Source organism: Prevotella sp. AM42-24, assembly GCF_003461825.1.
Lineage (GTDB): Bacteria > Bacteroidota > Bacteroidia > Bacteroidales > Bacteroidaceae > Prevotella > Prevotella hominis.
In genome coordinates this window covers 1,700-24,228 of the sequence record NZ_QTXV01000001.1, presented here as the reverse complement: position 1 = coordinate 24,228, position 22,529 = coordinate 1,700, and the positions used below count along the sequence as shown (strand labels likewise).

The 22,529-nt window shown below is 44.0% G+C and carries 20 protein-coding genes; 2 read left to right on the top strand and 18 right to left on the bottom strand.

The genetic code is table 11. From position 1 onward, the window contains the following. Nucleotides 1-3: 3 nt before the first annotated feature. The 6 genes from rsxE to DW917_RS00085 all read right to left on the bottom strand — a co-directional run bounded on the left by rsxE (nt 4) and on the right by DW917_RS00085 (nt 5,184). The gene (gene rsxE / locus DW917_RS00110) at nt 4-588 is read right to left on the bottom strand and encodes an electron transport complex subunit RsxE (protein WP_022111521.1); all 585 of its coding nucleotides are present in this window, start codon (nt 586-588) and stop codon (nt 4-6) included. A gap of 6 nt (nt 589-594) precedes the next feature. Continuing rightward, entirely contained in the window at nt 595-1,269 is a 675-nt protein-coding gene (locus DW917_RS00105; protein WP_118115333.1) for an RnfABCDGE type electron transport complex subunit G, read from the bottom strand. A gap of 13 nt (nt 1,270-1,282) precedes the next feature. After that, entirely contained in the window at nt 1,283-2,284 is a 1,002-nt protein-coding gene (locus DW917_RS00100; RefSeq protein WP_118115331.1) for an RnfABCDGE type electron transport complex subunit D, read from the bottom strand. Between the two features lie 99 nt (nt 2,285-2,383). Next, nucleotides 2,384-3,736 (bottom strand): electron transport complex subunit RsxC, encoded by a 1,353-nt coding sequence (gene rsxC / locus DW917_RS00095; protein ID WP_118115329.1) that lies wholly within the window; start codon nt 3,734-3,736, stop codon nt 2,384-2,386. Nucleotides 3,737-3,739: 3 nt separating this feature from the next. Further along, complete coding sequence (locus tag DW917_RS00090; protein ID WP_118115327.1) at nt 3,740-4,687, bottom strand: Fe-S cluster domain-containing protein; 948 nt, start codon at nt 4,685-4,687, stop codon at nt 3,740-3,742. Nucleotides 4,688-4,770: 83 nt separating this feature from the next. Further along, on the bottom strand, nt 4,771-5,184 hold the full coding sequence (locus DW917_RS00085; RefSeq protein WP_022111526.1) for a SoxR reducing system RseC family protein: 414 nt from the start codon (nt 5,182-5,184) through the stop codon (nt 4,771-4,773). 361 nt (nt 5,185-5,545) lie between these two features. Between DW917_RS00085 and DW917_RS00080 the strand changes: the two genes are divergently transcribed. Next, nucleotides 5,546-7,990 (top strand): DUF3943 domain-containing protein, encoded by a 2,445-nt coding sequence (locus DW917_RS00080; protein WP_118115325.1) that lies wholly within the window; start codon nt 5,546-5,548, stop codon nt 7,988-7,990. A 224-nt stretch (nt 7,991-8,214) separates the two neighbouring features. Here the strand turns inward: DW917_RS00080 and DW917_RS00075 are convergent, their stop codons facing one another. The 12 genes from DW917_RS00075 to DW917_RS00020 form a co-directional block, all read right to left on the bottom strand. Next, complete coding sequence (locus DW917_RS00075; RefSeq protein ID WP_118115323.1) at nt 8,215-9,186, bottom strand: F0F1 ATP synthase subunit gamma; 972 nt, start codon at nt 9,184-9,186, stop codon at nt 8,215-8,217. Between the two features lie 6 nt (nt 9,187-9,192). Next, on the bottom strand, nt 9,193-10,779 hold the full coding sequence (gene atpA / locus DW917_RS00070) for a F0F1 ATP synthase subunit alpha (RefSeq protein ID WP_022111529.1): 1,587 nt from the start codon (nt 10,777-10,779) through the stop codon (nt 9,193-9,195). Nucleotides 10,780-10,872: 93 nt separating this feature from the next. Beyond that, nucleotides 10,873-11,409 (bottom strand): F0F1 ATP synthase subunit delta, encoded by a 537-nt coding sequence (locus tag DW917_RS00065; protein ID WP_118115321.1) that lies wholly within the window; start codon nt 11,407-11,409, stop codon nt 10,873-10,875. 8 nt (nt 11,410-11,417) lie between these two features. Then, complete coding sequence (atpF, locus tag DW917_RS00060; protein WP_022111531.1) at nt 11,418-11,918, bottom strand: F0F1 ATP synthase subunit B; 501 nt, start codon at nt 11,916-11,918, stop codon at nt 11,418-11,420. Nucleotides 11,919-12,042: 124 nt separating this feature from the next. After that, entirely contained in the window at nt 12,043-12,282 is a 240-nt protein-coding gene (atpE, locus tag DW917_RS00055; RefSeq protein ID WP_006846851.1) for an ATP synthase F0 subunit C, read from the bottom strand. Nucleotides 12,283-12,362: 80 nt separating this feature from the next. After that, on the bottom strand, nt 12,363-13,472 hold the full coding sequence (locus DW917_RS00050) for a F0F1 ATP synthase subunit A (protein ID WP_022111532.1): 1,110 nt from the start codon (nt 13,470-13,472) through the stop codon (nt 12,363-12,365). A 50-nt stretch (nt 13,473-13,522) separates the two neighbouring features. After that, a complete protein-coding gene (locus tag DW917_RS00045; protein ID WP_118115319.1) occupies nt 13,523-13,966 on the bottom strand; it encodes a hypothetical protein in 444 nt (147 codons plus the stop codon). Between the two features lie 2 nt (nt 13,967-13,968). Next, entirely contained in the window at nt 13,969-14,208 is a 240-nt protein-coding gene (atpC, locus tag DW917_RS00040) for an ATP synthase F1 subunit epsilon (RefSeq protein WP_022111534.1), read from the bottom strand. Nucleotides 14,209-14,309: 101 nt separating this feature from the next. Continuing rightward, nucleotides 14,310-15,836, bottom strand: coding sequence for a F0F1 ATP synthase subunit beta (gene atpD, locus DW917_RS00035; RefSeq protein WP_118115317.1), 1,527 nt, complete (start codon nt 15,834-15,836; stop codon nt 14,310-14,312). Nucleotides 15,837-16,078: 242 nt separating this feature from the next. Next, a complete protein-coding gene (pfkA, locus tag DW917_RS00030; RefSeq protein ID WP_118115315.1) occupies nt 16,079-17,056 on the bottom strand; it encodes a 6-phosphofructokinase in 978 nt (325 codons plus the stop codon). A gap of 181 nt (nt 17,057-17,237) precedes the next feature. Then, nucleotides 17,238-18,674: an SLC13 family permease gene (locus DW917_RS00025; protein WP_118115313.1), complete on the bottom strand. Its 1,437-nt coding sequence runs from the start codon at nt 18,672-18,674 to the stop codon at nt 17,238-17,240. A 153-nt stretch (nt 18,675-18,827) separates the two neighbouring features. Continuing rightward, complete coding sequence (locus DW917_RS00020; protein ID WP_118115310.1) at nt 18,828-20,309, bottom strand: oligosaccharide flippase family protein; 1,482 nt, start codon at nt 20,307-20,309, stop codon at nt 18,828-18,830. A gap of 316 nt (nt 20,310-20,625) precedes the next feature. On the opposite strand from DW917_RS00020, the gene rpsA reads away from it, so the two are divergent. After that, nucleotides 20,626-22,407, top strand: coding sequence for a 30S ribosomal protein S1 (rpsA, locus tag DW917_RS00015; protein ID WP_118115308.1), 1,782 nt, complete (start codon nt 20,626-20,628; stop codon nt 22,405-22,407). Nucleotides 22,408-22,529 lie beyond the last annotated feature (122 nt).

Below are 22,529 nucleotides of genomic sequence, written 5' to 3'. Positions count from 1 at the left end.
TTTCTATTTCTTAACCTTATTAAATATTGCTATAATATATCCCAATGTGAGGAATGCACCAGGAGGCAAGATGAATACCAGAATGTTAGTAGTCTCAGGCAACAAGGCGATGCCAAAGATACTGCCTGCTCCTAAAATCTCACGGGCACAACCAAGAAGCGTCAAGGCAAGGGTGAATCCCAAACCGCAACCTACTCCATCTACCAAACTGGACAGAGGCGAGTTCTTTGCTGCAAAACTCTCTGCACGGCCCAAGATGATACAGTTCACGACAATCAGCGGAATATAGATACCCAAAGCCTGGTTGATGCTATCTGGAGCATAAGCACTCATTACCATCTGAAGGATTGTAACAAAAGCTGCAATCACTACGATAAACACAGGGATGCGAACCATATCCGGAGTAATCTTCTTGATACAAGAAATTACAAAGTTGGTACAAATCAGCACTGCCATAGTAGCCAATCCCATAGAGAGACCATTGATGGCGCTGGTTGTTGTAGCCAAGGTAGGACACATACCGAGAAGCAACACGAAGGTTGGATTCTCCTTGATGAGTCCGTTCATCAAAATCTTAACATTACTCATATCGGCTTATCCTTTCTTTTCATTTTGTTCAACTTTTGCTCCATCACCCTCACCTTCTGCATGCTTGGATGCACCACTCTCGCCATCTACCTGCTTACCAGAATAAACCTTGTAAGCCTGATTGATGGCTTTAAGAAAAGCACGGCTGGTGATGGTAGAAGCTGTAATCGCATCTACAGCATTGCCACTCTTATCATCCTTACTTACGTGGAGGTCACCATCCTTTGGAGTCATACCAATGACACTACCCTTTCCGTCCTTCTGGAACCATGTGGCAGCTTTAGCTCCCAAACCGGGAGTCTCAGAAGCCTGAAGAATGGTATAACCCAAGATCTTACCTTCGGTATCGAAACCAACAAGTACCTTCACATCGCCACCGAAACCACCGGTTGTACTCTCTACGGCAGCACCCAACTGCTTGCCACTCTTGTCTGAACAATTATGAAGTACAAAAGTAAACTCCTTACCTCCAAACTCCTGCTTCACCTCTTGCGGTTCTGCTACCTGAAGTTGATCAGTACCCATCACATTCTTGATACCAGCAGCAAGACTCTGTTCTGCCTTTTCAGCAATAGGACCAGAAGTAAGATGATTGATATAAGCAAGAACGGCACCTACGATGAGCGCTACGCCCACCAGAACAAGCACCATGTTCTTTAATGATGATTCTAATTTCTGCATGTCTCAGTCCTCCTTATTTCTTAGCAGGCTTCTCACCGAAGCGCTTTGGTTTAACATATGTGTTAATAAGAGGTGTGAACGCATTCATGATCAGAATGGCGAACGACATACCTTCTGGATAGCTACCCCAGTTGCGGATAATGATGGTCAGAAGACCGATACAAACTCCATAAATGAGCATACCCTTGTGAGTCATTGGAGAGGTAACATAATCAGTTGCCATAAAGATGGCACCGAGCATTAAACCTCCACTTAAAATGACTGCAAATGGATTGGCATAAACAGGGTTAGCCAAGTGCATCAGACCGCTAAATACAAATACGGTAGCGATGATGCTGACAGGAATATGCCAGGTGATAACCTTCTTCCAAAGCATGTAAGCCAAACCAAGCAAGAGAGCGACAGCACAAACTTCACCAGTAGTACCAGCTCCAAACGTATCGCCAGTTGCTCCGAAAAGCAAACTCAAAGAATCAGGCAACTGATTCAGAAGAGAAGCATCACCAGTCTTGATGGCAGTCTTCATGATCGCCAATGGTGTTGCACCTGTTGTAGCATCAGTATAGCTGAGCATCTGTCCAGCTATTGGCCATGAAGTCATCTGGGCAGGGAAACTGACGAGCAGGAAGCAACGACCTACCAACGCAGGATTGAAAGGATTGTTACCCAAACCGCCGAAAGTCATCTTACCTACACCGATGGCAAACAAGGCACCGATAATAATGATCCAAAGAGGAAGGTTACTTGGCAAGTTCATGCCGAGCAGAAGACCGGTGATAATAGCAGAGCCATCAAGCAAACTGGTCTCCTCCTTTAGGATATATTTTGTAATTGCCCACTCAAAGAAAACGCAGGCTGCCACTGAGGTAAGCAGTACAACTGCTGAACCCAAACCAAAGAAATAGATAGAGGCGAGAATAGCAGGCACGAGAGCGATGATCACACCGTACATATTCTTCTCCACGCTCTCATTTCCATGGGCATGTGGCGATAATGAAACGATTAATTTTCCCATTTTATCTTTTAAATTCTTTCGTAAATGAATTTTCTTTAGATTCTTTTCTCAATGAAATTCCTTCTTGATGCGAATGAAATTTCTTCTTGACGTGAATGATTACTTCTTAGCGCTACGAGCTCTGATGATACCCATCACAGCAGCCTTACCATTGATGATATTATCAAGGATAGGACGATGAGAAGGACAAGTAAACTGGCAAGAACCGCAAGCGATACAAGAAGTTACCTCCTCTGCCTCCAGGCGCTCATAATCCTTCACTACGCTCAATGTAGCAAGTAAGTATGGCTCCAATCCCATAGGACAAGCATCCACACACTTGGCACAACGGATACATGGCTGAGCCTTCTTGCGATGAGCATCAGTATCGGTCAATATGGTGATTGAGTTGGTACCCTTGGTTACAGGTACATCGAGGCTAATCACGGCCTTACCCATCATCGGACCACCAGCCAACACCTTATTATCACCCTCTGGCAAACCGCCACAGTTTTCAATCATCTGAGAGAATGGAGTTCCCATACGTACGAGGAAGTTTCCTGGATTCTTCACCTGCTTACCAGTAACGGTGGTATAGCGTTCGAAGAGAGGTTTATTCTTCATAACTGCCTGATAAACAGCAAAGGCAGTACCTACATTCTGAACTATTGCTCCAACATTGACAGGGATTGCAGGAGGAGCAGGAACCTGACGACGGATAACTGCATCCACCAACTGTTTCTCACCACCTTGAGGATACTTCTTTGCCAGTGGTACTATCTCGATACGAGAATCGCCAGCAGTCTTCTCTTCAAAGAGTTTGATAGCAGCAGGCTTGTTATCTTCGATACCAATGTAACCCTTCTCCACCTTAGCAGCCTTCATCAGGAGATTAAGACCTACGAGAATTTCATCAGCATGCTCCATCATCAGACGATAGTCGGCTGTAATATAAGGTTCACACTCAACACCATTGATAATCACACATTCAGCCTTAGCTCCTGGAGGAGGACAAAGTTTGATGAAAGTAGGGAAACCAGCACCACCCATACCAGTAACACCAGCCACCTTGATGCGATTGACAATCTCCTCTGAAGTCAATTCTGCGTGAGCTTCCAAAGTCTCAAGTTTGTCTGAGCGGTCAATACTCTCCTCCCATTCATCACCTTCTACATTAATAATAATACAAGGCTTACGATAACCTGTAGCATCAATAGACGTATCAACCTTGAATACAGTTCCTGATACAGAGCTGTAAATAGGAGCACTCACGAAACCACCAGCCTCTGCGATGAGAGTACCTACTTTCACCTTGTCACCCTTAGCAACAACTGGTTTTGCAGGAGCACCAATGTGCTGTCCAAGTGGGAAAATAGCCTGCTTAGGGAGAGGAGCTACCTGAGTAGCCATCTCGGCAGTAATTTTATTCTCTTCTGGGTGAACTCCACCAATTCTAAATGTTCTCAAATTCATGATTTAGTCCTCCTTCTTTACTTCTGAAGTCTCTGCCTGAGGAGCTGCAACTGGAGCTTCTGCTTTAGGAGCTGCAACTGGAGCATCTGCCTGAGGAGCAACATCAGCAGCTGGCTTTGCCTTCTTAATTGGGAAATTTACTTTCACGAGTGCACCAGTAGGGCATTCGTCAACACACTTTGTACACATGCGGCACTTGTTGAAGTCAACATAAGCCACGTTGTTTTCGATTGTGATAGCATCGAACTTGCAGACTTTCTGACACTTACCGCATGCGATACAAGCAACACTACAAGCTTTCTTTGCTACAGCGCCCTTGTCGTGATTTACGCACTGAACGTAAACACGGCGTCCCTTAGGACCCTTCTTGCGGAGTTCGATGATGTGACGTGGACAAGCCTTAGCACAAGCGCCGCAACCCGTACATTTTTCTTCATCAACCTCAGGAAGGCCTGTTTTTGGATTGATAGCAATCGCACCAAACTGGCAAGCAGCAACACAATCACCACAACCCAGACAACCGAATCCGCAGCCAGTCTCACCAGCACCACAGGAATTCATAGCAGCACAAGTGTGCAAACCATCATACTCGGCGATGCGAGGACGATTCTCACAAGATCCATTACAACGCACTACGGCCACCTTCGCCTCAGTGTTAGCCACTGCGATACCCAAAAGGTCAGCCACTTTGCCCATCACGTCAGCTCCACCTACAGGACACATCAATCCTTCGATAGAACCGGCATCAGCACCCTTGACAAGGGCAGCAGCCATACCAGAACAACCGGCAAAACCACAACCACCACAATTAGCACCTGGCAGGATTTCTCCCACCTGTCCAAGTCTCGGGTCTTCTTCGACGGCAAATTTCTTGGATACTCCAAAAAGAACCAATGCAGCAACAAGCGCAATGGAACCAAGGACCAAGATTGCAATCACGATAAAATTCATAATTATAATTTGTTTTAGTTATTTATCCGAAATTACTTATTTCAGGTTCATTACTATATGATTATTCTCTTGCTCTTTACTTACTATTCCAAGGTGAACGACAACTTTTCCTTCAGCTTATCCTTCAACAGAAACAGAGCCATATAATAAGGAAAGAGGATTCCCAAAGAAGAAAGTGCAGCAATGCCCTCACCTGCCCCACAGGCTATGACAAGAACCAAAGTTACAACCATCAGGACCAATGGTAATATATAACCATAGATACTTGCCCGAAAGCCAACTGACATATCAGCCACCACTACTACATGATCACCGATTTTGTATTTCGATTGAACGCCAGGTTGGTTTACCTCAATAATCTTCTCTTTTGTCTCAGAAGAATTACAGTGAGAAGCAACCTTGCAGCCACTACAGGCGGAGGATTGTAGAATACGTACTGATATACATTCTCCCCTGATAGCATTGATTATACCAGAATGTTTTATCTTATCGCTCATTTCTTTACTTAATTCATAATGTATGCCATAACTTGCAAGTCAGTCTTTAATACCTACACATTGCAAAGTCGAGATAGCAAACTGTATTTGAATGCAAAGATAATACTTTATTCGGAAACTGCAAAATATTAGTAAAGTTTTTATACGAAAAAGAAGCGTAAACGTTTTCTGTTTATATTTTTTATAAGCAAAAACGAAAACTTTTGCCCATTTTATGGTTTATTACGCTAATTATATGTACTTTTGCAACGGATAGGAAAAGTCATACACTATCCATATAATAATTAATTGAAGAATTAACAAACAGCACTGCAGAATGGTAAGTATGATGAGAAAGTGCTGTTAAAATAAACTATGCAATATGACAAAAACGAAGATAGGAATGCTGATATGCATGACATTGAGTTTGAATTCCGCAGGAATTCAGGCGCAGAAAGGCGTTGAGCATTTCAACATCTCTTTATTCTGTAATACCGACTCCTTAAAAGGGGCCAATCTGAGCATCCTTACAAATGCCATCAAAAAAGATATGCAGGGAGTTCAGATTTCTGCATTAAACAACTTTGCTACCAAAGGAAATGGTATCCAGATAGGTATGCTCAGCAATGCATCCACTTCTACGTTCAAGGGGATCCAGTTGGCTGGAATTTCTAACGTTTCCATGGGAATGAAGCGCGGCATCCAATTGGCGGGAGCAGCCAATATCTGTTCCTCGTCCATGAGGGGAATTCAAACAGCAGTTTATAACTATGCTGATACCCTCAATGGTTCTCAAATAGGATTGTTCAATGCTTGCATCAGCCATCCACGAGGTGTCCAGATTGGCATCATCAACTATAGCAGAGACACGGTGGCTCACAAAATTGGTCTGGTCAATGTTAATCCCAAGACCCGCATTGACTTGCTGAGCTATATCGGAACCTCAACAAAACTGAACATGGCTCTCAGATTCAGAAATCGCAGTACCTATAATATAATAGGTATCGGAACTCATCACATGGGACTCGACAGCAAGTTCTCTGGAGCACTTTTCTATCGCATCGGACAGTATTTTCAACTGAATCCACAATTCTCTCTGAGCGGCGATTTGGGATATTATCATGTGGAGACTTTTGAAGAACATTCATCAGAAAAGCCAAAAAGACTCTTCTCCCTCCAAGCACGCCTGAACGCAGACTATCAATTGGGCCACTACAGTTCGCTTTTTGCATCGGTAGGTTATGGAGACACCCGATATTACCACCATGCCCAGCACTATCGCAACCGTTTGCTGCTGGAAGGCGGTATTGCATTCAGACTTGTCAGAAATGGGGCTTTGGAAAATCAAAAAAAAGAAGAAAAAGCCAACATCATAGAATCGCAGACCTTAGGCAATAAACAAGCAGACCAATATCTCCCAGCAACCGATAGTCTGATGCAGGTTTATGCAGCCAATGACCCATCCCGTCAGAAGAAACATCCATGGAAAGCTGCGCTGGAAGCTTTTGCCATCAATGTGGGCGTACAATGCTTTGACCAATTTGTGATGAATGAAGATTTTGCAAAAATCTCTCTCCACAGTATCAAGCACAACATCCAGAACGGATTTGTATGGGATAATGACCAATTCTCTACCAACCTGTTTGCTCACCCCTATCATGGAGGTCTGTACTTTAATGCTGCAAGAAGCAACGGCATGAATTTCTGGCAATCCATCCCCTATTCTTTCTGTGGAAGTCTGATGTGGGAGACGACCTGCGAGATAGAACCGCCTGCTATCAATGACCTGATGGCAACAACCATGGGAGGAGTGTGCATCGGTGAGGTCACACACCGCATCAGCAATCTGGTATATGATGACCGCCAGAGAGGATTCAGTCGATTTCTGAGAGAATTTCTTGGAGCCATAGTCTGTCCTATCAAAGAGTTGAACCGTATCATCAGCGGTGATGCCTGGAGAGTAAGGGGCAAATACTATAAATATCATGACTACGAGAAATTACCCGTTGACTTTTCCATTTCTGCAGGTTACCGCTATCTGGCAGATAACAATTCTCTTTTCAGGGGTGAGGGAAATCCATATATCAATCTGAACTTAGTATATGGTGATGCTTTCAAGGAAGAAACGAACAAACCGTTCGATTATTTCACCACGGATCTGACTTTCGGATTGAGCAACAACCAACCGCTCATTACGTCAGTACACTTGTTAGGAAGACTGTGGGGAGCACATGTCATCGAGAAAGATGATTTGAAGGTGCTGTTCGGTATCTTCCAGCACTTCAACTATTATGACTCCCAGCCTGTAAAGGACGGAACCAGTGAGGTTCCATACCGCATATCAGAAGCCGCTTCAGTAGGACCAGGAATCTTATGCAGTTATCCTACCATCGGAAATTTGACCAAACTGGAACAGAGCATCTTCATAGACGGCATCATTCTCGGTGGAAGCCTGACCGACTACTATAACATCATAGACAGAGACTACAATATGGGTAGCGGATACAGCGTGAAGATGAATAGTTTCATGGAATTTGGAAAAGTGGGAAGTATCAGACTCGGTGCAGATTACTACCGCATCTTCACATGGAAAGGGTATGAACAGAAAGACTGGGAAAATACCGACCCACTCTACCTGAACGCTCAGGGCGATAAGGGAAATGCATCACTGCTTGTTACAAACGCTAAGATGTTCTTCAATCTCTCGAGACATCTGAGTTTTGAAATGGGGGCATCTTATTATCTGAGATATACATATTATTCGTATCATGAAAATGTAAAATCCCGAACTTTTGATCTCAATATCGGGCTACGATACAAGATATAAAAAACAGTTAAAACCTTAAAGGGTATAAAGTATAAAAAAAGGATGGCACTAAAAATAAAGAAGATATAAGGATGGCACTATAACAAGAAACAAAAAGGTGCTTTAAAATGAAACATGAAAAAAGGAGATAAGCTCACCGCTTGTCTCCTTTTTTATTTAGAATGAATGTTTCCTTGAAATCATCAAGATTACTACTTATTTTCTTAAATACTCAAGACAAACATTTAATTGTTGACACTACCGCCAACAATATCAAGCAATTCATTTGTAATGGCCTGTTGACGACTCTTGTTGTACTGCAAGTTGAGTTCGCGCAAGAGTTCATCGGCATTATCCGTAGCAGTTTGCATAGCCACCATTCGAGCAGCATGTTCGCTGGCTAAGCTATCCAGCAAAGCTGTGAATATCATCAGATGCAAATGCTTAGGAATCAGCACGCTCAGTACAGTATTCAAATCCGGCTCTACGATGAAATCATCATTCAGCGGTTTTGCTTCTGTAGTCTGGCGCTCTTGATCTTCCTGTTTCTTGCGGAGATATTCTTGAGCTTTGGCTGTAGCAATATTGGAAGTCAGATCACGGTCGTTATCTTCACCAATAGCCTCCGTAGAGAGGTCGATTGGCAAAAATGTCTTGCGGGTAAGAATCTGAGAACCAGCACTTTTGAAATGATGATAAATCATTTCTACTCGGTCCAGTTCACCTGCCACATATTTTTTGGCCAGTTCCTTTGCAATAGCAGCGCATTCACTGGAATTTGGCTTTTCAGCAAGCTCTGTAAAATCACCTGCAATATGAAGTCCCAATTTCTGCGCCTTCTCAGCAACCTTTCTACCGATAGGATAAACCGTAATGTCGTCAATGCCTTGAGCTTTATACTCATCCACAGCATGCATCATCATCTTAATGATATTGGAATTGAATCCACCGCAAAGCGAACTATTCGAACTGTAAACCACAAGAGCAACGCGCTTAACCAACTTATGCTCTACTTCCAATTCACATTGAACAGAAGGAGTACTGACTAAGAAATTCTTGAGAATATGTTCTAGCATATCCTCATAAGGTAACATGTTCTGTATAGCAACCTGAGCATGATGCAACTTACTGGATGCCACCATCTTCATAGCACTCGTAATTTTACGGGTGCTATTGACGCTGGCAATACGAGTTTTTATCTCTTTTAATGACGGCATAGGCTATTACACTTTATATTGTCCAGCTACATTTGCCATAGTCTCCTCGACAACCTTGATGCAGTCGTCGGTGAGTTTACCATCTGCCAAAGTTTCTATGACATCAGCGTGCTGGCTGCGCATAGCGTCAAGGAACTGATCCTGACACTCACGAACCTTATCCATAGGCACGTCGTGCATCAAACCATGAACACCACAATAGAGAATAGCCACCTGCTCGCCTACTGGCATAGGGCGATACTGAGGCTGTACCAACAGTTGGTCGTTCTTACGACCACGATCCAAGGTCATCGCTGTCACAGCATCCATATCGCTGGAGAACTTAGAGAAAGCCTCCAACTCACGATACTGAGCCATATCAATCTTCAAGGTACCAGCCACCTTCTTCATACTCTTAATCTGAGCAGAACCACCTACACGGGATACAGAGATACCTACGTTGATAGCTGGACGGAAGCCCTGGTTGAAGAGGTCGGTCTCCAGGAAGATCTGACCATCGGTAATAGAAATTACGTTGGTTGGGATGTATGCTGAAACGTCACCAGCCTGAGTCTCAATGATAGGAAGGGCAGTCAAAGAACCACCACCCTTTACCTTGCCCTTCAGGCACTCTGGCAGGTCGTTCATCTGCTCAGCTACCTCCTGCTGGTCGTTGATACGAGCAGCACGCTCCAACAGACGAGAGTGGAGATAGAATACATCACCAGGGTAAGCCTCACGTCCTGATGGACGGCGGAGAATCAAGGATACCTCACGATAAGCCACAGCCTGCTTACTCAAGTCATCATATACTACGAGGGCTGAGTAACCGCGGTCGCGGAAGTACTCACCAATAGCAGCACCAGCAAATGGTGCGTAGTATTGCATGGCTGCAGGATCGGCAGCGGTAGCACTTACAATAATAGTATATGGCAAAGCGCCATGCTCCTTGAGGTTCTGTACCAATGCAGCTACAGTAGAAGCTTTCTGACCGATGGCTACATAGATACAATATACAGGCTTGCCTGCCTCATAGAAACTCTTCTGGTTGATGATGGTATCCACTGCGATGGCAGTCTTACCGGTCTGACGGTCGCCGATGATCAACTCACGCTGTCCACGACCGATAGGAATCATGGAATCGACAGCCTTCAAACCTGTCTGCAGAGGCTCCTTCACTGGCTGACGATAGATCACACCAGGAGCCTTACGATCCAGAGGCATCTCGAAAGCGCCGGTGAGATCGATATCACCCTGGCCATCGATAGCCTGACCCAGAGGGTTAACGACACGACCTAAGAAGTTGTCGTTCACGCGGATAGAAGCGATACGGTGAGTACGCTTCACGCTCTGTCCCTCCTTGATGCCAGCAGTAGGACCCAGGAGGACACAACCCACGTTGTCTTCCTCGAGGTTCATGACGATGGCCATCGTGCCGTTCTCGAACTCAAGAAGCTCATTAGCCTCTGCATTACGAAGACCATAGATACGAGCCACACCATCACCGACGGTGAGCACAGTACCAACTTCGTCAAACTGCTGAGCGCCATTTACCTCCTGTAGTTGTTGCTGAAGAACTTCAGACACCTCACTTGGTTTAATTTTATCTGACATTGTTATTTAAAATTTAAAATTTGAATTTAGAAATATATGAAGGGAAAAGCACCAGAGTAGTTCACTCTTCGTTTTTCACACTTCACTTATCTCTTACTTTTTAAGCTGTGTCAGAATGTTTGTGAGCTTTGTTTTCACGCTCGCATCCATTCTATAAGTATCATACTCAAGGATGAAGCCACCGATGATTTCAGGGTTCACCTCTGTTTTGAACTCCACAGTACCTTGCGTTCGCTGCTCCACCATCTGACGCATTTTCTGCTCAGTTTCAGGAGCTACTGCTGTGGCGGTAATCAGCTTACCACGGATGATGTTCTTCTGTTTCCTGTAAAGAGTGATATACGAAGCAGCCATGAATTGCAGGGTGCTCTCCCTATCCTCTTTCAGTACAAGAGCAACGAACTTCTTACTGAGGTCTGAAGGTTTTTCACCTAAAGCAGTCGTGAGAAGTGCCTGTTTCTTATCCTTAGAAAGCATAGGGTTGTCTATCGTAAATCTCAGTTCAGGCACGTCGATGTAGCTCTTGTAGAGCGTCTGCATCTCCTGGTACACCTGATCTTCGAGCTTCATGCCGGTAGCTGCCTTGATAAGAGCACGGGCATAACGCACCGATATTACACCTATATCCATAAGCTTTACTATTTGTTATCAGAAGAAACCTCGTCCAGCAGTCGATTTATCAAATCCATCTGTGCTTTATCGTCAGAGAGTTTTGCTTTGAGCACCTTCTCTGCTATTTGAACAGAGAGTTCTGCAACCTGTCCACGGATTTCACGAATAGCATTCTGCTTTTCGTTCTCAATCTGAGTCTTGGCATCAGAAAGAAGACGAGCGCCCTCTTCGCGGGCCTTGTCCTGTGCTTTCTCTACGATGGCATCACGGGTTTCAGCAGCCTCTTTCAGAATGGCAGCCTGCTTCTCGCGAGCTTCCTGCAAGATGGATTCACCTTCTTTTTGGATATTGGCAAGCTTTTCATTGGCTTCGTGAGCTTTACGCAAACTCTCATCGATGTAGGCCTTTCGGTCGTTCACCATCTTGATGATGGCTGGGAATCCAGCCTTCCAAAGGATAATGAAGACGATGATAAAGACCAACGTCATCCAGAAAAGCAAACCGCTATCAGGAATCAATAAATCCATATATACTGGTTAAAGTTTTACTTAAACGTTTTTTAATTAACTAACTCTTTTTGAGCCACCGTTCTCCGTCCTCAATCTTATTTAAAAACAAATATTGAGAACGGCAAACTGTGACAGCAAAATATTACATTACGATAGCCAAGATGGCAATGATGACTGCGAAGAACGCAACACCCTCAACCAACGCAGCTGCGATAATCATAGAAGAACGGAGATCGCCCATCTTCTCTGGCTGACGAGCCATGGCGTCCATAGCCTGGCCACCAATGCGACCGATACCAATACCTGCGCCAATAGCGGCCAAACCTGCACCTACTGCGGCACCCAACTTTGCAATCTCTGCTGCTAATAAAAGTGATAACATAATCTTAATAATTTAAGTTGTTAATATTTTCTTTATTTAATGTTTAATTGAATGTAGATTCCGTAATTATAAATTATAAATTACTTCACTACCTCTGGCTCAGCCTCATGAGACTTTACATGAGCCAGCGAGATGAATACTGCACTCAGCATGGTGAATACCAATGCCTGAATGTAGCTTACCAATACTTCGAGGAGCATCATAAAAGCGCTCATCGCAACACTTACTATTGTCATACCCGTACCTGCCACATAGTTGGCGATAGCATTCTCACTGATGTTGAACATGATGAAAATGATAGCCGCAAACGAAAGTGCGATGGCGTGACCCGCCATCATGTTGGCGAAGAGTCGGATAATCAGAGCCAGCGGTTTCGTAAAGATTCCGAAAAGCTCGATGAATGGCATCAGTGGCACTGGCACCTTCAACCACGTTGGTACCTCCGGCCAGAAGATTTCCTTCCAGTATTCCTTGGTACCGGTGAAGTTGGTAATCAGGAATGTCGTTACACCGAAGAATACGGTGCAGGCGATATTACCCGTCAGGTTACCACCACCTGGAGGGAATGGTACGATACCCATGATATTCGCCACGAAGATAAAGAAGAAGCAAGTAAGCAACCATGGTGCGTACTTTGGGGCTTCCTTACCCAGTGTGGCCTCAATTACATCGGTATATACCGACATGATGAACATGTGCATCAGTCCCACAAATCCCTTTGGTGCAGGGTCATCCACCTTGTGGTTCCTGCACCAGCGGGCTGGTATCAGGACACAGAGCAACAGGATGATAGCATCGATGAAGAGCACGCAAACGGTCTTCGTGATGGAGATGTCGAGAGGACGAACCTCCTGGCCTCCCACCTTCTCTACTATCTTGTTGGGATTCGCCTGCGCATCAGCGTTCTTGATCACCAGGTTGAAAGGTCCTGGACGGTCTCCATTGGCATCCTTCTCTTCCGAGAATTCGCTGCTGCAGAAGACGTGCCAGCCCGTTGAGCTCTTCACGATGATAGGCAGATGAATCACTACGGGATGGTCTCCCACCTTTGTGATATGCCATTCATAAGAATCCTTGATATGACCCCACAATATCTCTTTCACGTCGATGTTTTCCTTGGCCGATACCTGCAGAGGTGCCAGCGTGAAAAGCAGCATCGCCATCAAGAGGAATTGCTTGAGATGTTTCATATTCTTTAATTCTTATTTTTAATTTATTAATCTGTTTGTCTCAAAGTCGCTTAAGAAAGACGACCTTTTTTCTCTACCCGAGTGAAATAAACGCAATCGAATACGAGAAGAACTATATAGAAAAGAGCAAAGATAGCTGTAAAGCCTAATATGTTCTGCTTATCACATACAAGTACATAGATGAGAAACACCAAGATTCCAGCCATCAACTTCACAACCAAAGCCGCCAAGTAAAACTTGACAAGATTTGCAGGTGAAGACTTTGCTATCGCTTTCCATGCTTCACTGTAAGCAGTACTTGCAACAAGCGAGAACAACGCACTCACAATCAGAGGATTAACCACCTGAGCAATTATATCTTCGCATTGAGCAGACAATCTGCAGGCAAAAAGTATGGCCAAGGCCACACCCGCTGTCAACCAGAGCGAAATCTGTTTATACTTGATATCAACTTGCCTGATATATTGCAAGCGCATCTTTTCTTCCTTTTCCATATCTATACTTCTACACAGAGGCTTACTTCGTTTTTCTTACATTCCACGAATCCACCCTGTATGTTCATCACTTGCTTGCCTTCCTTGGTAGTGTATTCCACCTTGCCTATTTCAAGCGAGGAGATAATAGGAGCGTGATCGTTGAGAATCTCGAATGAACCGAGAGTTCCAGGAACCAGAACGCTCTCCACTTCACCTTGGAAGACTATTTTCTCGGGAGAAACTATCTTAAGTTTTAACATAATCTTTAACTTTGAATTTTGAACTTTGAACTTTGAACTTTATAATAACCCAATATTGCTATCGAATTCTTCATTCTTCGTTCTTCACTCTTCACTAAAGACTACGCCTGTGCTGCTGCAAGCAACTGCTTAGCCTTCTCCTTTGCGTCCTCGATAGTACCTACGTTGAGGAAAGCCTGCTCAGGCAGGTCATCCACCTCGCCGTCGAGGATAGCATTGAAGCCCTTGATAGTCTCTTCGATAGGTACCATCACACCCTTCAAACCGGTGAACTGCTCTGCTACGGTGAATGGCTGACTCAAGAAACGCTGTACACGGCGTGCACGGTTCACGGTCAACTTATCCTCATCAGAAAGTTCATCCATACCGAGGATGGCGATGATATCCTGCAACTCATTGTAACGCTGCAACAACTGTTTTACTCGCTGTGCGCAATCGTAATGTGCCTTGCCGACGATCAGTGGATCGAGGATACGAGAGGTAGAACCTAATGGATCTACAGCAGGATAGATACCGAGAGAAGCAATCTTACGTGAAAGCTCTGTGGTAGCATCCAGGTGGGTAAATGTAGTAGCTGGAGCTGGGTCGGTCAAGTCATCGGCAGGCACATAAACAGCCTGTACAGAGGTGATGGAACCATTCTTGGTAGAAGTGATTCGCTCCTGCATAGCACCCATCTCGGAAGCCAATGTTGGCTGATAACCTACGGCTGATGGCATACGACCCAACAGCGCAGAAACCTCAGAACCAGCCTGGGTGAAACGGAAGATGTTATCGATGAAGAACATGATATCGGCAGCCTCACCATTCTTACCGCCATGATCACGGAATTCCTCGGCTACGGTCAAACCAGAAAGCGCTACAGAAGCACGTGCCCCCGGTGGCTCATTCATCTGACCATACACCAGGGTAGCCTGACTCTTGGCAAGTTCCTCTGGATCAACGAGGGAAAGATCCCACTTACCCTCTTCCATGGCTTTACGGAACTTCTCGCCATACTTGATAACACCTGACTCAAGCATATCTCGAATCAAGTCGTTACCCTCACGAGTACGTTCACCTACACCAGCGAATACGGAGTAACCGTTGTGTCCCTTGGCGATGTTGTTGATCAACTCCATGATAAGCACAGTCTTACCTACACCAGCACCTCCGAAAAGTCCAATCTTACCACCCTTCATATAAGGCTCGAGCAAGTCGATCACCTTTATACCGGTAGCAAGCATCTCCTTGTGGGTTGACAGTTCGTCAAACTTAGGAGCTTCGCGATGGATAGGATAAGCGCCTTTCATGTCCAATTCATTCATACCATCAATAGGCTGTCCGATGACATTCATCATACGACCTTTGATTTGCTCGCCTGCAGGCATCACGATTGGGCTGCCCGTAGAGACAACCTCCAAGCCACGCTGCAAGCCGTCGGTGTTGTCCATAGCGACACAGCGTACTGTGTCCTCACCGATGTGCTGCTGCACCTCGATGACCAATTCGCGTCCGTCAGGACGTTGCACCTTTAGAGCTTCGTGAATCTTTGGAAGCACCTTCTCTGGATTCTCGCCCTTGATATCGAAATAAACGTCGATAACAGGACCGATAATCTGCGAAATGCGTCCGTTAATTTGTGACATAAGCTATAAGTTAAATTTATTTGTTATTGTATTTGTTATCTTATTTAACGACTCTGCAAAAGTAACAACAAATTAAGAAAACTCCAAATAAAAATGAAGTTTAATTCTCCTTTAAACCATTTTTAGTGCCGTTTAAATCATTTTTACTTTTACACTGATTCCCAAAACCATGAATGTTGAGTGTTTTTTCTGATTTCTTTTCAGAAACCCACACTCAACATTCGGCTTTGATATCATCAAGTTTAGATGCTCAATTCATCAAGCACCTTGATCAATTTACGGTCAAATGGTTTGTCTGAGCGGATAGCTTCTGACAATGGAACATAAACAACCTCATTATTACGCACACCAATCATGACATTTCTCTGTCCCTGTATGATGGCTTCTATAGCACCACAACCTGTACGGGAAGCAAGGATTCTGTCACGGGCAGAAGGACGACCGCCACGCTGCAAGTGACCTAAGATAGAAACACGCACATCAAACTCTGGGAACTCCTTGCGCACACGGTCTGCATAGTAGAGGGCACCACACTTAGGACTTTCAGAGACGATAACGATACAACTCTTCTTTGATTTACGGATACCACGCTCCATAAACTGAGCCAACTGGTCAACATCCGTACTGTCTTCAGGAATGATAGCAGCCTCTGCACCACTTGCGATAGCACTGTTCTGTGCCAGGAAACCAGCATCACGTCCCATTACCTCAATGAAGAAAATACGCTCATGGCTCTGGGCGGTATCACGGATACGGTCCACACATTCCACGATTGTATTCATGGTAGTATCATACCCGATAGTATTATCTGTTCCATAAAGGTCATTATCAATAGTACCAGGGAGACCAATGCAGCAAACATCAAATTCGCGGGCAAAATTCATCGCACCAGTCAGCGAACCATTACCACCGATAACCACAAGGGCATCGATTTCTTCTTTCTGAATGGTCTCGAAAGCCTTCTGACGACCTTCTTCTGTCATAAATTCCTTAGAACGAGCTGTTTTCAGTATAGTACCACCTGTACCGATGATACCACTCACATTTTCTGTGGTAAAAGTCTTGATCTCATCATTGATAAGACCATCATAACCACGATAGATACCCTTTACGTTGAAACCATTGTAAATTGCAGCACGAGTTACCGCACGGATAGCTGCATTCATTCCTGGAGCATCACCTCCAGAGGTCAAAATACCTATAGTTTTAATCTTTGCCATAACTATATACCTTATTATATTATTATATGTTTATTCTGAATTAGTTTTATCTGAATTTATATTCAGTTTTATTCTGATTACGTGCCTTTCACGCAATGTGAATGCTTTTCATATTTTTATTCTCATTTTCCAGAGTATAAGAATACTCTTTTATCAAAATATAAGAATAAGGATAAATTCTTTAAATCAACAAACACGTAGCTCCCGAAACAAGATTGTGTGAGAGCCAGAGGATGGCAAGTCCAATAACGCCACCCAAAAGAGCCTTCCAACCAACATTACGGAAGAACCAAGTAATGCGCATCCGCTCCATTTTCATCAGAGCCAGTCCACTTACCGTACCGATACCCAACACATTTCCACCTGCCATGACACAATAAGCAATCACCTGCCAATACAAGCCATTGCAACTGTAATCTGTCATCCCTTCCAACAATTCATTCTGCAAAGGAAGATCAGGCAAAGAGAAGAAATTGATGGCTGTAGCGAAATTATCCAAAACAGTACTGATAACACCTGCCACCACACCATGTGTCCACACACTCGGATTCTGTTCATCCACACCCAGATACTCAGTCAGCGCATTGAAAGCACCAGTTTCCTTCACCACAGCAACCGCCATCATGATTCCCATTACAAAAAGAATCATCTGAATGACTCCATACTGCAACACACGAGGTGTACGACGATCCACCATGGCATCCATATTCATGAGCTTACGGTTGAAAATCTCATTTACCACCCACAAAATAGCGAGAACACAGAGTGCACCCAAGAATGGACTCAGTTTCGTAATATTATGGAATGTAGGAATAAACCATAATCCACCTATACCCACAAAAAGCATCACGAGGCGCTGCCAAACATTCAGACGAGTATCATCGCCTCTGTAGGGCATCACAATCCACTCCGTTTCTACCCTTTCCGGCAACTGTCTGGAAATCATATAAGTAGGAATCAGCCAGGCTGCCAGACAAGGCAAAAACAACGCCATAGAGAAAGCTGTAGCCGTAACCAAACCTCCATTCCAAAGCACCAGACCTTCAGGATTTCCAATCACAGTCAAAGCACCACCGCAATTGGCAGCCAGCAATATAGCACTGCCATAAAACATACGCTGACGACGACTCGGGATAATGCCATGCATAATCGTAAGCATCATCACAGTAGTCGTGAGATTATCAAGATTGGCAGATATAATAAAGGTAACTATTGCTAAAGTCCACAGCATTTTCTTGCTTTTACGGGTACGCAAAAGTTGGCTGATAAAATCAAAGCAACCATTATTATTCAAGATCTCAACAATAGTCATAGTAGATAAAAGGAAGAGTACGATTTCAGCCGCTCTTCCCACGTATGGCAGAAAGACAAAGCGTGAAATGAAATTCTTGACAGCGACACTATTGTCAGGAATAATATTCCATTCATCGGCATGCAGATAGTTAGAAAATTCATACGCATGCTGACTGGTCACGAAGTCCATACCAAAGCAAATATAGAGTACCCATCCTACCGTTCCTGCGAAAATCGCAACGGCAGCACGGTTAACTTTGGTAACATTCTCCGTCGCAATGAGGAGACAACCAATCAAAAATATGCCTACAATGACTAATGTCATAACTATTATCTTTACATTTCGAACGCAAAGATAACAATTATTCTCAATATAACGACAAATCGAATGGATTTTTTTACCGGTTTTAACGGAAAAGTAATAATTTACGAGTATATTGTTACACATTTGCCACATACGGTTAGCAATATCGCCCCTTTAGCGTTTCAACCGTGCCATTATTTTTTCAATAAGATGCGTCTTGGTTTTGATGATGTACAAACTGAAACAAACATTCATCGCAGAAAAGACGAAAGCAGCCAGCCAATAATAGAAGTTCAAATCTACCGAAACAACAACAGTCAATGCAAAAAGACAAAACAACGTTTCAATACCCATATAGAGGTAAGCACTTTTAGAAATTGCCATAGAATAATAAATCCTGCTAAAGAAACACACAGCTATGGCCTCCACAAAATAAGCAAGAACAATACCAATTCCCATACCCGTAAGACCATATAAATTGAAACCAATAATCTCAAAAACAAAAAGAAGCACTACGGCAAAAGTCTCCTGCCCCAAGAACACAAAAGACTGTCCTTTGGATAACGGAAGATATTCTATAGGAAGATACACAGCACGGAACAACATGCTGACTGCAGCAAATTGCGCCATCAGAAGAATACCCATAAAACTCTTATCGTAAAGCAGAGGAATCAAAATAGGCAAACCAAAAATCAGCATGATGATAAAAGGAGATATCAGAAGCGTATTCACCTCTATCTGACGGTTAACACAGGCATTCAGTTCACTTCCCTTTCCCTTAATACAAGACAATCTCGGATAATAATCAGACTCCATAGCAGAGAAAACGAGACCACCATACACCAAAACCAGCGTAGAGCAGGCATTAAACAGACCCACCTCTTCCAAATCTCCCACATTATTAAGATAGGTGCGTACTAAGAACTCAGCGCCACTATTGATGACACCGGAGAGAACAAACGCAATTCCTAATCTGATGACATGAACACCAGACTTCAAATAGCTACGTCTTAACGATATTAAATAAGGATAATACCTTAAAGAATAACGCATTACGCACACCAATTGAACAAACGCTTGAAAGTTTAGTACGAAGACGATTCCCGCCTGTCCCCACAGATAATATACAGGAGCAGATATGATCAAAGACGCTGCAACAACATAAAGAGAAGAATAGGCCAAAGCCTTCAATTGACGGGTAGCCTTCAGCACGGCCATTTCCCCGCCAACAAGAATAGTCAATCCAACCGTTGGTGCCAATAACATGTAATGAAGCGTATGATTACCCCAAGTAAAAGTCCAGTTATTGAAAAGTGGTCCTAAACATACACACACCAGCACGCCCAAAACAGCAGTCAGAAGTACCCACGAGCGAATCAGCTTAATAGATTCAAGTAATTGTTTAGGAGCACGGTCATAATTCTCTGATATTTCGTGTACTGCGCTTGTAGGAATACCAAAAGAAGTAGCAGAAACCATCATATTGATAGTGGAATTCAACAGAGAGACCATTCCCATACCATTTGGCCCCAAGAACAAAGCAGCGAACTTGTTGCGTACAATACCAACAAGCACACTAAGTCCCTGTACACCGCCAAGAATGCCAGTGTATTTGAGAATATGAGAGTAGCTATCTTCTTTTTCTTTATTTTCCATCTATTATAAAACGCTAACCTGGAAGAAATATTGCCTTAAGCAGCAACAATATTCCTTCTACGCCCATCAACTATCTATCTATCATCAATTAGCATCTGCACCCAAGCAGTTTTTATAAAGTATATTTCATATATATAATAAGGTAAAATAGGAAATAACCCCATTTTACAGCCCAAAAACGTTAAAATACAATAAATATCAGCATTTATATCTCTCTAAATTGGGTTATTCCGCCAAAAATGAGTAATTTTGCGCCCGATTTATATAATTCACATAAAGTCTAACTTTATTAATTTTTAATTTTTTATTTAATTTTATGTCAGATTTAAAGAACGTAAAGCCATTGGACGACTTCAATTGGGACGAGTTTGAGAATGGCGGCAGCGCAAACGTCAGCAAAGCGGACCTCGAGAAGGCCTATGACGAAACCCTTAACAAAGTAACTGAGCATCAGGTTGTAGAGGGTACTGTAATCTCTGTTGATAAGAAAGAGGTTATCGTAAACATCGGTTACAAGAGCGACGGTATTATCCCAGCTTCTGAATTCCGTTACAACCCAGACTTGAAGGTAGGTGACAAGGTTGAGGTTTATGTAGAAAACCAGGAAGACGTTAAGGGTCAGTTGGTTCTCTCTCACAAGAAGGCTCGCTTGAGCAAGTCTTGGGAGCGTGTTAACGAGGCTCTTGAGAACGAGGAAGTTATCCAGGGTTATATCAAGTGCCGCACTAAGGGCGGTATGATTGTTGACGTTTTCGGTATCGAAGCTTTCTTGCCAGGAAGCCAGATCGACGTTCACCCTATACGCGACTACGATATCTTCGTAGGCAAGACTATGGAGTTCAAGGTTGTAAAGATCAACCAGGAGTTCCGCAACGTTGTTGTATCTCACAAGGCTCTCATCGAGCAGGAGTTGGAGCAGCAGCGTAAAGAAATCATCGGTAAGCTCGAGAAGGGTCAGATCCTCGAAGGTACTGTTAAGAACATCACTTCTTACGGTGTATTCGTTGACCTCGGCGGCGTAGATGGTTTGATTCACATCACAGACCTCTCTTGGGGCCGCGTAAGCGATCCACACGAGGTTGTAACACTCGACCAGAAGATCAACGTTGTTATCCTCGACTTCGATGAGGAGAAGAAGCGTATCGCTCTTGGTTTGAAGCAGTTGACTCCACACCCATGGGATGCTTTGGATGCTAACTTGAAGGTTGGTGACCACGTTAAGGGTAAGGTAGTCGTTATGGCTGATTACGGTGCATTCGTAGAGATTGCTCCTGGTGTAGAGGGTCTTATCCACGTATCTGAGATGTCTTGGAGCCAGCACTTGCGTTCTGCTCAGGACTTCATGAAGGTAGGTGACGAGGTTGAGGCTGTTATCTTGACACTCGACCGCGCTGAGCGTAAGATGAGCCTTGGTATCAAGCAGTTGAAGGAAGACCCATGGGAGACCATCGAGGTTAAGTACCCTGTAGGTAGCAAGCACACTGCAAAGGTTCGCAACTTCACTAACTTCGGTATCTTCGTAGAGCTCGAGGAAGGTGTTGATGGTTTGATCCACATCTCCGACCTCTCTTGGACTAAGAAGGTTAAGCACCCATCTGAGTTCACAACAGTAGGCGCTGACATCGACGTAGTAGTTCTCGAGATCGATAAGGAGAATCGTCGTTTGAGCCTTGGTCACAAGCAGTTGGAGGCTAACCCATGGGATGAGTACGAGGCTATCTATACTCCAGGTTCTATCCACAAGGGTACCATCACTGAGATGATGGATAAGGGCGCTGTAGTTGCTCTCGCAGAGGGTGGCGAAGGCTTCGCAACTCCAAAGCACCTCACTAAGGAGGATGGCTCAATGGCTAAGAAGGGCGAGGAGCTCGACTTCAAGGTTATCGAGTTCGTTAAGGAGACAAAGCGTATCATCCTCTCTCACTCTCGTACATTCGAGGAGGGCAAGGACGATGTTAAGCCAGCAGCTCCACGCAAGCACAACAACGCAGGTCGCAAGAATGAGGCTGCAGCTATCAACAACGTAGCAGCAGGTACTTCACTCGGTGATATCGACGCACTTGCTAAGTTGAAGGCTCAGATGGAGGGTAAGGCTTAATCATTAGCCTTTCGCTTCAATTTGAATCGCATTCAATAACAATGCAAAATATTTTATCCCCGGTTCTTCGGAATCGGGGATTTTTTTAATATCATAATATCAATCGCCATCGAAGCTTACTT

Excerpts from the sequence above, each read along its gene's own strand:
- DW917_RS00085 (WP_022111526.1), bottom strand. The coding sequence starts at position 5,184 with ATGAGCGATAAGATAAAACATTCTGGTATAATCAATGCTATCAGGGGA.
- rsxC (WP_118115329.1), bottom strand. The coding sequence starts at position 3,736 with ATGAATTTGAGAACATTTAGAATTGGTGGAGTTCACCCAGAAGAGAAT.
- atpF (WP_022111531.1), bottom strand. The coding sequence starts at position 11,918 with ATGGATTTATTGATTCCTGATAGCGGTTTGCTTTTCTGGATGACGTTG.
- DW917_RS00100 (WP_118115331.1), bottom strand. The coding sequence starts at position 2,284 with ATGGGAAAATTAATCGTTTCATTATCGCCACATGCCCATGGAAATGAG.
- DW917_RS00075 (WP_118115323.1), bottom strand. The coding sequence starts at position 9,186 with ATGCCGTCATTAAAAGAGATAAAAACTCGTATTGCCAGCGTCAATAGC.
- atpD (WP_118115317.1), bottom strand. The coding sequence starts at position 15,836 with ATGTCACAAATTAACGGACGCATTTCGCAGATTATCGGTCCTGTTATC.
- atpA (WP_022111529.1), bottom strand. The coding sequence starts at position 10,779 with ATGTCAGATAAAATTAAACCAAGTGAGGTGTCTGAAGTTCTTCAGCAA.
- DW917_RS00065 (WP_118115321.1), bottom strand. The coding sequence starts at position 11,409 with ATGGATATAGGTGTAATATCGGTGCGTTATGCCCGTGCTCTTATCAAG.
- DW917_RS00105 (WP_118115333.1), bottom strand. The coding sequence starts at position 1,269 with ATGCAGAAATTAGAATCATCATTAAAGAACATGGTGCTTGTTCTGGTG.
- atpE (WP_006846851.1), bottom strand. The coding sequence starts at position 12,282 with ATGTTATCACTTTTATTAGCAGCAGAGATTGCAAAGTTGGGTGCCGCA.
- pfkA (WP_118115315.1), bottom strand. The coding sequence starts at position 17,056 with ATGGCAAAGATTAAAACTATAGGTATTTTGACCTCTGGAGGTGATGCT.
- rpsA (WP_118115308.1), top strand. The coding sequence starts at position 20,626 with ATGTCAGATTTAAAGAACGTAAAGCCATTGGACGACTTCAATTGGGAC.
- DW917_RS00090 (WP_118115327.1), bottom strand. The coding sequence starts at position 4,687 with ATGAATTTTATCGTGATTGCAATCTTGGTCCTTGGTTCCATTGCGCTT.
- DW917_RS00045 (WP_118115319.1), bottom strand. The coding sequence starts at position 13,966 with ATGGAAAAGGAAGAAAAGATGCGCTTGCAATATATCAGGCAAGTTGAT.
- DW917_RS00050 (WP_022111532.1), bottom strand. The coding sequence starts at position 13,472 with ATGAAACATCTCAAGCAATTCCTCTTGATGGCGATGCTGCTTTTCACG.
- rsxE (WP_022111521.1), bottom strand. The coding sequence starts at position 588 with ATGAGTAATGTTAAGATTTTGATGAACGGACTCATCAAGGAGAATCCA.
- atpC (WP_022111534.1), bottom strand. The coding sequence starts at position 14,208 with ATGTTAAAACTTAAGATAGTTTCTCCCGAGAAAATAGTCTTCCAAGGT.
- DW917_RS00025 (WP_118115313.1), bottom strand. The coding sequence starts at position 18,674 with ATGACATTAGTCATTGTAGGCATATTTTTGATTGGTTGTCTCCTCATT.
- DW917_RS00020 (WP_118115310.1), bottom strand. The coding sequence starts at position 20,309 with ATGGAAAATAAAGAAAAAGAAGATAGCTACTCTCATATTCTCAAATAC.
- DW917_RS00080 (WP_118115325.1), top strand. The coding sequence starts at position 5,546 with ATGACAAAAACGAAGATAGGAATGCTGATATGCATGACATTGAGTTTG.